General features: G+C 39.6%; 15 protein-coding genes. 12 read left to right on the forward strand and 3 right to left on the reverse strand.

Translation table 11 applies throughout. From position 1 onward, the window contains the following. The 5 genes from ylbD (at window position 1) to AC52RT_RS04145 (ending at window position 1,958) form a co-directional block, all read left to right on the forward strand. Entirely contained in the window at window positions 1-162 is a 162-nt protein-coding gene (ylbD, locus tag AC52RT_RS04125) for a spore coat protein YlbD (protein WP_495539589.1), read from the forward strand. A 12-nt stretch (window positions 163-174) separates the two neighbouring features. Continuing rightward, window positions 175-417, forward strand: a complete 243-nt coding sequence (locus AC52RT_RS04130) for a YlbE-like family protein (RefSeq protein ID WP_495539577.1) — start codon at window positions 175-177, stop codon at window positions 415-417. Window positions 418-484: 67 nt separating this feature from the next. Then, window positions 485-895, forward strand: a complete 411-nt coding sequence (locus tag AC52RT_RS04135; RefSeq protein ID WP_495539578.1) for a DUF8447 domain-containing protein — start codon at window positions 485-487, stop codon at window positions 893-895. A gap of 46 nt (window positions 896-941) precedes the next feature. Next, window positions 942-1,394 carry a YlbF/YmcA family competence regulator gene (locus AC52RT_RS04140; protein WP_495539579.1) on the forward strand — a complete coding sequence of 151 codons (453 nt, stop codon included), beginning with the start codon at window positions 942-944 and terminating at the stop codon, window positions 1,392-1,394. Window positions 1,395-1,682: 288 nt separating this feature from the next. Beyond that, on the forward strand, window positions 1,683-1,958 hold the full coding sequence (locus tag AC52RT_RS04145; protein ID WP_495539580.1) for a YlbG family protein: 276 nt from the start codon (window positions 1,683-1,685) through the stop codon (window positions 1,956-1,958). 33 nt (window positions 1,959-1,991) lie between these two features. On the opposite strand, the gene AC52RT_RS04150 is transcribed toward AC52RT_RS04145, so the two are convergent. Next, complete coding sequence (locus AC52RT_RS04150; protein WP_495539581.1) at window positions 1,992-2,393, reverse strand: DUF7147 family protein; 402 nt, start codon at window positions 2,391-2,393, stop codon at window positions 1,992-1,994. Window positions 2,394-2,826: 433 nt separating this feature from the next. Between AC52RT_RS04150 and rsmD the strand changes: the two genes are divergently transcribed. After that, window positions 2,827-3,384 (forward strand): 16S rRNA (guanine(966)-N(2))-methyltransferase RsmD, encoded by a 558-nt coding sequence (gene rsmD, locus AC52RT_RS04155; protein WP_495539582.1) that lies wholly within the window; start codon window positions 2,827-2,829, stop codon window positions 3,382-3,384. A gap of 21 nt (window positions 3,385-3,405) precedes the next feature. Continuing rightward, complete coding sequence (gene coaD / locus AC52RT_RS04160) at window positions 3,406-3,897, forward strand: pantetheine-phosphate adenylyltransferase (RefSeq protein ID WP_495539583.1); 492 nt, start codon at window positions 3,406-3,408, stop codon at window positions 3,895-3,897. A 78-nt stretch (window positions 3,898-3,975) separates the two neighbouring features. On the opposite strand, the gene ylbJ is transcribed toward coaD, so the two are convergent. Then, window positions 3,976-5,184: a sporulation integral membrane protein YlbJ gene (gene ylbJ / locus AC52RT_RS04165; RefSeq protein WP_495539584.1), complete on the reverse strand. Its 1,209-nt coding sequence runs from the start codon at window positions 5,182-5,184 to the stop codon at window positions 3,976-3,978. Between the two features lie 180 nt (window positions 5,185-5,364). On the opposite strand from ylbJ, the gene AC52RT_RS04170 reads away from it, so the two are divergent. Both AC52RT_RS04170 and AC52RT_RS04175 read left to right on the forward strand, forming a co-directional pair. After that, complete coding sequence (locus AC52RT_RS04170; RefSeq protein WP_340849476.1) at window positions 5,365-6,162, forward strand: patatin-like phospholipase family protein; 798 nt, start codon at window positions 5,365-5,367, stop codon at window positions 6,160-6,162. Beyond that, the gene (locus AC52RT_RS04175; RefSeq protein WP_495539585.1) at window positions 6,152-7,171 is read left to right on the forward strand and encodes a SepM family pheromone-processing serine protease; all 1,020 of its coding nucleotides are present in this window, start codon (window positions 6,152-6,154) and stop codon (window positions 7,169-7,171) included. Before AC52RT_RS04170 ends, AC52RT_RS04175 begins: the two co-directional genes overlap by 11 nt. Before the next feature lie 58 nt (window positions 7,172-7,229). On the opposite strand, the gene AC52RT_RS04180 is transcribed toward AC52RT_RS04175, so the two are convergent. Further along, window positions 7,230-8,444: a nucleotidyltransferase gene (locus tag AC52RT_RS04180; RefSeq protein WP_495539586.1), complete on the reverse strand. Its 1,215-nt coding sequence runs from the start codon at window positions 8,442-8,444 to the stop codon at window positions 7,230-7,232. 309 nt (window positions 8,445-8,753) lie between these two features. On the opposite strand from AC52RT_RS04180, the gene AC52RT_RS04185 reads away from it, so the two are divergent. From AC52RT_RS04185 to AC52RT_RS04195, 3 genes are all read left to right on the forward strand, one after another. Then, on the forward strand, window positions 8,754-9,275 hold the full coding sequence (locus AC52RT_RS04185) for a YceD family protein (RefSeq protein WP_495539587.1): 522 nt from the start codon (window positions 8,754-8,756) through the stop codon (window positions 9,273-9,275). Window positions 9,276-9,346: 71 nt separating this feature from the next. Then, entirely contained in the window at window positions 9,347-9,520 is a 174-nt protein-coding gene (gene rpmF, locus AC52RT_RS04190; RefSeq protein ID WP_040374608.1) for a 50S ribosomal protein L32, read from the forward strand. A 127-nt stretch (window positions 9,521-9,647) separates the two neighbouring features. Beyond that, window positions 9,648-10,088, forward strand: a 441-nt coding sequence (locus AC52RT_RS04195) for an enoyl-CoA hydratase/isomerase family protein (RefSeq protein WP_495539588.1), incomplete at its 3' end; no start/stop codon positions are given.

Genomic DNA, 10,088 nt, shown 5'->3' on the forward strand with positions numbered 1-10,088 from the left:
ATGGATATCAATCAGATTCAGCAATATATTTCCAATGCGAATCAAGCATTAGGCGCCATCCAAGGAATTATAACATCGTTTCAGGGGGAAAAAACTAAAACAGAAGCTCCAGCACCATCTAAACCGAAATCATCAAATCCTTTTGCGTTTAAAAAAGATTAAAGGGGGATTTTTATGCGTCAAGATATTTATGAGCTGATTGCAGAGGATGAAGACCTAAAAAAGTTTTTAAGGTTACAGCCCATCTGGTATCGAAGATTGATGCGAAATCCTCAAGAATTTGAAAAGCTCCAAACAGAGGCTGTCTTTTTTTACAAAAAATCAATTCCTCATCGAGTTTCAAAGTTTGCCGACGGAGTCCAAATGGCTTCGATGATGATGCATATGTTTCAAGCTATGAGAACACCAACTGGTTAAAAAGTCTATTTAATTAGTAATAATTTGCTCCTTTTTGCAAACAGTATGGAAAAAGGGGGCGAAAATTGTGAAGTTTCTACTTTATAGTCTATCAGCTGTAATGCTTGTATCAGGCTATTTTTACGGCAATGAGAACGTGAGTAATTCAGGAGCCTTAATGCAAGTCCCTACTACTGAGGTTCTGTCAGCAATGACTCAGGTAAGAGATGATTTTCAAGTTGGCTTTTCTACTAAGGGTACGTCTGTTTTCGTGGATTGCTATACTCGGGAGTATTCATTTACACCTAACAGTGAAAAACCACTGGCCTCAGTCCTTGTTTATGTAGATGGAAAAAAGATGGATGAAATGAGGACGGCAGCATTTATCGTTAAGGATTTACCTCAAGGAAAACACCGAATTAAAGTAAAGTTAATTGATGATCAAAAGCAGACAACCTATACAAAGGAATTCTCCGTACAAATCCAATCGTCGCTCTAGCTTCTTGGGGCTAAAAATGGTAATATGATGGTGGAGGTGAGCAATCGTGCTTGCTACTATGGAAAGAGTAGAAATTCTTCAGAGAGCTGATGAATTAGCTCAGTTCGTGCTACAGTCAGAAATTGGGGAACAATATCTCCAAACTTTATATAAAATGCGTGAAGATCGGTTAGCGCAGAAGAAAATTAAACAGTTTGCCTCTATGAAGGAGCTGTTTGAGGAAGTGCAGCGTTTCGGTAAGTATCATCCAGATTACAAACGTGTGAATTTGGAAATCCGGCATTTAAAGCGGGATATGGACTTACATCCTACAATTGCTGAGTTTAAGATGGCTGAGACGGGGCTCCAAAGTCTCCTGGATGAAATTAGCATGCGAGTTGGTCATGCTGTGTCACCAACTATTAAAGTCCCAGCCGGCAGTCCATTTTTCGAATCTGCGTCATCTGGATGCAGTTCGGGAAGCTGTGGTACTGGTGGAGGCTGCGGGTGTTCAGCATAACATCTCACTAAAGGAAGGCTGTCGAAATTTTTCGACAGCCTTTTCTTTATGAGCAGAAAAAGAAGTGTTTTATCATCCAGTTCTGCGTTGATGGCTGAGAGGTACAGCCGTACATTTTAACCAGTATGGCTTTTTAAGGACGTAAGACGGTTTGATGATACGGAATACATATACTGCCTTTCCTTTTATTTAGATCGTGTTGGAAAAGCATCCGTTATTTTAGTTGAAAGGGAAGTTTCAGCTGTGCTACACTTAATGAAAACCTTTATACAGGGGAGCAATCTAATTATGTTTGGATCAAGACAGGCGATTATCGTTTATTTACATACATTGAAGCAAGCAAAGATGTTGAGAAAATTTGGAAACATTCATTTTGTATCAAAGAAACTTAAATATGTGGTTCTTTATACGAATATGGAGGACGTTGAGACATTGGTAACAAAACTTTCAGGTTTTTCATTCGTTAAAAAGGTTGAGGTTTCCTACAAACCTTATTTGAAAATGGAGTTTGAAAATGCTAGACCAGATAAAGCAAAAGAGTATGATTATAAAATGGGTATTTAAAAACGCTGGCTCATGTGCCAGCGTTTTTTTTATTCAACCCCAAGGATTTTCATCTGCGGGCAAATAACGATTCATACGAAGAATACCAATTAAGTGCTGATAATACAGCGTTTTTTCAGCAAATACTGTAGAAGGTTTAACTTCCATTTCTATAATCGATTTATCTAATTCAGTTGCTAAATCATTAAACAGCTGGAATCGTTGATTTGGGGTAGTATGTGGGTTGAGAATTCCTTCGCGGCACACATATAATGGCTGGAATTTACCAGGATTCGTTGGTTTCATGACCACAACCAATGATACGACATCTTTATCCTTAATTTTAGTCTGTAAAGCTAATAAACGTAAAACACGCTCTTTTTGAGATCGAGCAATGGCGAGTAATTCATATAAATCTGATGTACCTTCTCCTAATTCTATAAACCGTTGGATCAACTAAATCTCTCCCTTATTGTTCAAACTCATCCTTACTTTATCAAATAAAACTATAAAAGTGAAGATGAATCAATGGTTATCTCCCTTTGCCAGATCGTTTAATCGTAAAAAAAAGCAAAAAAAATCCCCGCGGGCTAGTAGCTGCGGGGTCCTTCGAGTCCTGCTTTAAGGATAGAAGGCAAAGGGAGAGGAGAAACCGGTGAAGACTTATGGGGAAACGTAAGCCTTCTCCGCGGTTGGCAACAACACCGAAAAAGTGATGCTGTTACTTTTATTATCACCAAGATTCGACTTCTTATTCATCCTTGATCGTTTTTTTAGATTGTCCGAAATCTTCTGGACTCTTTAGCAGAATGCCTTCCCTATTGGCTAGCAAAAGTGAATATGGTAGGATAAGTGAGTGTATAGAAATTTCTTAAAATTGGGTGAGAAAATGAGAGTTGTTTCAGGAACGTGTAAAGGCCGGCCCTTGAAGGCTGTACCAGGTACAGGAACAAGACCGACAACAGATAAAGTAAAAGAAACTATTTTCAATATAATTGGACCTTATTTCCATGGAGGTCTAGTTCTAGATCTTTATGCAGGCAGCGGTGGACTTGGCATTGAGGCGCTTAGCAGAGGGATGGACAAAGCTATTTTTGTTGATCGTGATTTTAAAGCATTTCAAACGGTTAAGGAAAATATTGAGACGTGCGGTTTTACCGAGTGCTCTGAACTGTATAAAATTGATTCAGAAAGAGCGCTTAAGGCGTTAATTAAAAGAGAGCTTCGGTTCGGACTGATTTTGCTTGATCCACCTTATAAACAGCAGAAGATAGCTGGATTAATTGAAAAGATACATAACGAAGGTCTGCTCGATGAAGAAGGAATTATCCTATGCGAACACAGCAGAGACGTTAAACTACCAGACCGGATAGAAACCTTTAAGCGTGAAAGATATGAGGAATACGGGGCAATTGCTATTTCTATTTATAAATGGGGAAATGCTTAAAGAGAACGAGGGGGAATAGATATGCCTAAAATTGCGATTTGTCCAGGTTCCTTTGACCCGATAACATTCGGACATTTGGATATCATTCAACGAGGGGCACGAGTATTTGACGAAATTCGTGTGGTTGTACTGAATAATTCAGCCAAGAATTCGCTTTTCTCTGTGGAAGAGAGGCTGGAGTTGATTAGGAAAGTAACGGAACATTTACCGAATGTTAAAGTAGATTCGTTTCAAGGACTTACGGTGAACTATGCTAAAAAGGTTAATGCTTCAGCCATTATAAGAGGACTTCGTGCCGTCTCTGATTTTGAATATGAAATGCAAGGTACATCTATGAACAGGTTGTTAAATGAGAAGGTAGAGACTTTCTTTATTATGACGAAAAACCAGTATTCTTTCTTGAGTTCAAGCATTGTTAAAGAAGTAGCCAAGTACGGAGGAGATATTTCTGAGCTGGTGCCAGAAGTTGTTGAACAAGCATTAATTGAAAAGTACCAAGATCAACTCCTTTAAATTAAAAAGCTGTCCTCATCAGATTTAAAAATCTGGCGAGGACAGCTTTTTTAAAATTATAGTAATAAATGGATATCTTTATTCCTTTAAAAGTCTTTTGGCTAGAATAAAGGTATACAGTAATAATGAGATAATGGTAACTAACGGCCCAAGTTGGGTCATGATCTCATAAAGTGTAAGAATCCCTCCTTCACTGTGTCCAAAGACGGGCAGGGAGTTTGAAGGGATCTTTAATGTGAATCCATTATAAAGCGGTTCCCAAAGTACGAAGGCAAAAAAACCAGCTAAAATTCCATGCATAATTCGAGCAATGAAAAAAGGGAAAAAGCGGATGTCTGTATCAGCAATTATACTCGCAACCTGGGCTTGGACACTAAATCCACTAAATCCGAGAATAAAGCTGACCATGATGGCCTGTTGCATTAAAGAAGCTTCCTCAATTCCGCTGGTCATCTGTGATCCTAGTGTAATCTCAAAGATTCCAGCAATAAAAGGCATGCTTAAGTTCAGAGGAAATTGTAAAATATGAAGCATAATTTGTATGGCGTTAGCAAGAAACCCAGTAACATGCATATGAAAAAGTAATTTATTCACTACAGAAAAAAGTATGATGAAACCACCGATCATTAATAAGGTCTGAATCGAAGAAACGACAGCATCACCAAGCAGCTTTCCAAGCGGACGATTTTCTTTCAGTCGGGTGCGATGCATTTCAGCAAAAGCTTGTTTAATGGAAAGCGTCTTTTTTTTGACTAAAGGCTTGGTTTCTTCTTCTCTCCCATAAAAACGCATAATAATTCCGACAAATATGTTGCCAAGATAATGGGAAAGCGCAAGCAGGATGCCAAGGTTTGTGTTATGAAAAAAACCAACCGAAACTGCTCCAAAGATAAACAGTGGATTAGAGGAATTGGTAAAGGAAACAAGTCGTTCAGCTTCAATTCTGGTTAATTGTTTTTCCTGCCGCATACGGGCAGTGAATTTGGCCCCGGAAGGAAAACCTGAAGCCATCCCCATGGCCCAAACAAATCCACCGACTCCAGGTACTTTAAATAATGGACGCATTAAGGGCTCAAGTAAGACGCCAATCAATGTGACGACACCGAATCCAATTAATGTTTCTGCAATGATGAAAAATGGGAGGAGAGAGGGGAAAACGATTTCCCACCACATATTTAAGCCTCTTATGGAAGCATCAAAGGATTCTTGCGGAAAGATGATGAGTGCGCCTGCCATAATTGTTGCCGCAGCCGCCAAAAATAATGATTTGAATTTTGCTGTCAGCAATTACCTTAGCCTCCTCGGAAAGTTACGAATCTTGGCACTTATCATAACGTATAAACAAGGAAATGCTTATAACGAAGAATCCTTGTCCCTGCTTTACAGAATATGCACATAGAAATCAATTTAAGACCATAACTTTGTAAGAGGATTGTTTAATAAGTAATCTTAGAAAAGAGGGATAAGATGCGGGAGCCAAAGATTGGTCTTGCACTGGGGTCCGGGGGGGCTAGAGGATTTGCCCACCTAGGCGTTCTCAAAGTTTTAAAAGAGGCTGGTATCCCCGTAAATATGATAGCAGGGAGCAGTATGGGTGCTTTGGTGGGCAGTTTTTATGCTGCGGGGTCCGATACGGATCGTTTATATAAATTGGCGAAGGCATTTAAGCGAAAGTATTACTTAGATTTTACTGTACCTAAAATGGGATTCGTTTCTGGAAAACGTGTAAAAGATTTAATTCGCGTTTTTACATATAACAAGTCACTGGAAAACTTAGATATTCCGATTGCTATCGTAGCTACCGACATCCGTACCGGAGAAAAGGTCATATTTCGCGAAGGCCCAATTGCCGAGGCCGTACGGGCAAGTATATCGGTACCGGGGATATTTGTTCCTGAAAAGATTGGCAATAGAATGCTGGTTGATGGGGGGGTTATTGATCGTGTCCCTGTGTCTGTCGTAAAATCGATGGGCGCTGATATTGTCATCGCTGTCGATGTTTCGCATGTAAATAAAAATGTGGAAATCAATTCTATATATGATGTGATTATGCAGAGTTTAGATATATTACAAATGGAGTTGGTCGAAAGCAGAGAGTTATCTTCAGACGTTATGATTCGACCACGGGTGGAGAAATTTAGTTCAAAAGCATTTACAAATATTGAGGAAATAATTAGTATTGGAGAAGAAGCAGCCAGTCAAAAAATTGAGAAAATTAAGGAATTGATTGAATCGTGGAAGGAGTCTCGAATAGATGAGCCGTAAAGGATATAGCCGCTCTTTCCTGCTAGCTGTCATTATTATTGTGTTATCAGCTTTTTACACCCTGCCCTATTATGTAACTAAGCCTGGGATGGCCCAGGAATTAGAACCGATTGTAGAGGTGGCCGGCGGTGATGACGCAGAGGGAAGCTTTATGCTGACTACGGTCAGAATGGGAAAGGCAAATATTTATGGGTACCTAGTTGCAAAAATGAGTAAATACCAAGAACTGTATCCGGAGGACGCTATCCGTGACACGGATGAATCGGATGAAGAATATAGTGAAAGACAACTTCATATGATGGATGGATCAAAAAACAGTGCCATTAAGATTGCTTACGAAAAAGCCGGGAAATCATTTTCGTTTGACTACCTGGGTGTGTATGTACTGGGTGTGATTAAAGGAATGCCTGCCTACGGGAAGCTTAAGCCAGGGGATCAAATAATAAAAGTGGATAACATAAAATTCCAATCCTCGGCAGAGTTTATTGAGTATATTGGGAAGAAGAAGGCGGATGACACCGTTTTAGTTACCTACATGCGTGAAGACACAGAAAAAACGGTAAAGATTTCTTTGCAAGCATTTAAAGACCAGCCTAAAAAAGTGGGGATGGGTATTAGCTTAGATGATTATAAAAAACCAGTTACTGATCCATCTATTACGATTAATACAGAGCAGATCGGCGGTCCTTCAGCTGGATTAATGTTCAGTTTAGAAATCTATAATCAGCTGACTGAAGGGGATATTACTTCAGGCTATCAAATTGCCGGAACGGGTACAATGTCCGAAGATGGAACCATTGGGCCCATTGGAGGAATCCAGCAAAAAATTGTTGCGGCAGATAAAACAGGTGCGGAAATCTTCTTTGCTCCAAATGAGAAGGGGATAAAAGGTTCTAATTATCAAGAGGCATTAATTGCGGCAGAAGATATAGACACTGATATGAAAATTGTCCCAGTTGATAGATTTGACGATGCGCTGGAGTATTTACATTCATTAGAAAAAAAATAATACAAAAAAACGTAAACGAACTGCACTTCTGCGCATCGTTTACGTTTTTTATCTATACCTACTTTCGATAGATGACTGGTGATTCGTATTCGCGCTTCAATAATAAGGACTGGAATGGTTCTCTTAGTCCTAATGTATAGATGGTAGAAGCCTGAATATCAGCGTGAATACTATCCTCCTTGAAAGAGGCCAGCCTTGAAACGAGAGGCAGAGAAATATGTTTTTTTATTTGTCGAAGATAGTCCTGCCCATTATCATTCATGCCTAGGATTCGAAGATAAGAGGGTGATTCTTGGAGTTTTTTTGTGGTCTCATTATTTGTCCCAGTAAGAATATGGACACAAACTCGTTGAAGTCTTGTCCAGGTGTATCGTTTAGTCTTAATATTTTCCATAAAATCATGGAAGCTTGTCGAGTGAAGTACCATTGATTTAAGGCGAAATTCAATGCCTTCGTCCATTTCGGCTATTTCAGCTAATTCAGCGTTAGAAGCGGAAAGGAGACGGTATTTCAATAAAGGCCAGTAGTTCTCCCATGTATGCAGTGAGCCATATGTACGCAGGTATCGAGTTAATTGATCAGCTGTTGTTTCAGGTACATATTGTTTAATCCTACTGATTGTACTCCCTGGCTCCGCGAGAGCCTTACGAATCCCAGTTGCGCTTGCAATAGGTTGTGCTCCAAGCTGTGTTTCATGGTAATCAGCTTGAATCCGTTTAATTGTAGAGGGAATAATATCGAAAGAATGATGTAAGGCAGTTTTTATGTATTCAAATCCAAGAATATTATTTGGCTTGCTTAGGTCAACTAATTTCAGTCCGTTTGACAGCTCTTGGTAAGCAAGTGATGCGGCTTTTGGATAACTATTGCCGCTGGATAGATAGTTACGGATAGCAGCGTCATAATTAGACTGATGTTTTGTCAGAAAATGATAGGCTTCCATAAATGGTTCTATCGATCCATCTTCACTTCCAAAACAAAATGAACTACATCCCAGTGCCTCTAAAATTGATATAGAGCCTCGTGCGAAGATTTCCGCATTTTGAGAAGCAAAGGGAGCGGGAAGTTCGATGACTAGATCTACACCGGCTGCAAGAGCCATTTCAGTCCGAGCCCATTTACTAACTAAGGCAGGTTCACCTCTTTGTAAAAACGGCCCGCTCATAACCGCAATAACAACGTCAGCTCCGGACGCGAGTCTGCTTTGTTCTACATGATACGCATGGCCGTTATGAAAGGGATTATATTCGACCACAAGTCCAACTGCTTTCATTGCTCATCGCTCCTTTTTTACAGGTTTTAAATGCTGTTTTCTGAAACAGCTAAACGTATGCTAAGTCAACATTTTAGCATATATACGGAGGTCCAGTAGTTCAGTATCGACAGTTTTATAAATAAATATTAGCCAGCATGTTTGCAAAATCGAAAAAAATGGATATGATAGAAGGAGCGGGATTATTTCCTGGGTACTTTACATGCAGTGTTTAACACTGTTCCTTCAAGCTTTATAGTGTAAAGAAAAAATATTGACAAACGGTAGATTGACAGATATAATTACCTTTGTTGCCTTGAGGTGATTCATTTGAAATGGACTATTAGCCAACTTCAAAAATTCCGGGATAAGAACCTGCAAATAGATGAATTTGTAGATGTTTCCGATATTAAGGAAAGAGAAAAACAAATCCTTGGAGTCTCTCCGATGCATGTAACGGGTAAAGCAGATGTTACGTCTGCTAGAGCAACATTCCACTTGCATATATCTGGAGAACTTATTTTGCCTTGTTCCCGGACACTGGTAGATGTGAACTTCCCGATTAATATCGATGCAACGGAAACCTTCTTTTTAGGTGCAGATAGTGCCTTATTAGAAGAAGATGGAGTAGCGGTGGCAAAAGGCGAGGTTGTGGATCTTATACCGGTAATTACAGAATTATTACTGCTAGAGATTCCGATGCAGGTTTTTTGTGAGGATGTCAATGCGGAAGGCGCTGCTCCTCATTCGGGGAAAGATTGGTCTGTTGTTTCTGAGGAAGAACTTCAGCAGAAGGTCGATCCAAGATTAGCAAAGCTTGCGAACTTTTTTGACAACGATAAAGAATCGTAATTGGGAAAAAGGAAGATAGAAGGCATCCGATCTTCATAGCTTCTTCATATTTTTTTAAGGAGGTGGGAATAATGGCTGTACCTTTTAGAAGAACGTCCAAAACTGTAAAAAGAAAACGTCGTACACACTTCAAACTTCAAGTACCTGGTATGGTTTCATGCCCAAACTGCGGTGAAATGAAACTTTCACACCGTATTTGTAAGGAATGTGGAACATACAAAGGTAAAGATGTTGTAAACAAATAATCGTATGCACAAAAGGAGAGTCTCTCCACTTGTGTAAACAAGGTTAGACAAACACAGGGATTAACATCATTCCTGTGTTTTTTGTTATGTTGTACGATGGTCATAAAATGAAAGAGGGGGAATTAACATGAAGGATGCGTGTTTGGTAGAGAGAAATGAATACGGTTACATGAAGATAACTATTAATCGTCCTGAAAAAAGAAATGCCGTTAATATTGAAGTAATGGAGTTAATTGACCGGGCTCTGGATTCAGCGGCTGTTGATGAAACAGTGAAAGTAGTGATCTTAACAGGAACAGGTGAAGATGCTTTTTGTTCTGGCGGTGATTTATCAGTCTTTCATAAACTGCGAACTGAAGAAGAATCCTTTGTCATGTTATCGAAAATGGGGGGGATTTTATACAAGCTAGCGATATTGCCAAAACCTACTATCGCTGTATTAAATGGCAGTGCGGTCGGTGGTGGTTGTGAAATTGCCTCCGCTTGTGATTTTCGATTGGCAAGAGAAGGAATTAACATTGGGTTTGTCCAAGGTACACTTGGGATCACGACGGGGTGGGGAGGTGCA

The sequence above is a fragment of the Peribacillus sp. genome, from assembly GCF_059453735.1.

Bases quoted from the DNA above. Each gene is read 5' to 3' on its own strand.
- ylbD (WP_495539589.1), top strand. From the start codon at position 1: ATGGATATCAATCAGATTCAGCAATATATTTCCAATGCGAATCAAGCA.
- AC52RT_RS04130 (WP_495539577.1), top strand. From the start codon at position 175: ATGCGTCAAGATATTTATGAGCTGATTGCAGAGGATGAAGACCTAAAA.
- AC52RT_RS04145 (WP_495539580.1), top strand. From the start codon at position 1,683: ATGTTTGGATCAAGACAGGCGATTATCGTTTATTTACATACATTGAAG.
- rsmD (WP_495539582.1), top strand. From the start codon at position 2,827: ATGAGAGTTGTTTCAGGAACGTGTAAAGGCCGGCCCTTGAAGGCTGTA.
- coaD (WP_495539583.1), top strand. From the start codon at position 3,406: ATGCCTAAAATTGCGATTTGTCCAGGTTCCTTTGACCCGATAACATTC.
- AC52RT_RS04170 (WP_340849476.1), top strand. From the start codon at position 5,365: ATGCGGGAGCCAAAGATTGGTCTTGCACTGGGGTCCGGGGGGGCTAGA.
- AC52RT_RS04175 (WP_495539585.1), top strand. From the start codon at position 6,152: ATGAGCCGTAAAGGATATAGCCGCTCTTTCCTGCTAGCTGTCATTATT.
- AC52RT_RS04180 (WP_495539586.1), bottom strand. From the start codon at position 8,444: ATGAAAGCAGTTGGACTTGTGGTCGAATATAATCCCTTTCATAACGGC.
- rpmF (WP_040374608.1), top strand. From the start codon at position 9,347: ATGGCTGTACCTTTTAGAAGAACGTCCAAAACTGTAAAAAGAAAACGT.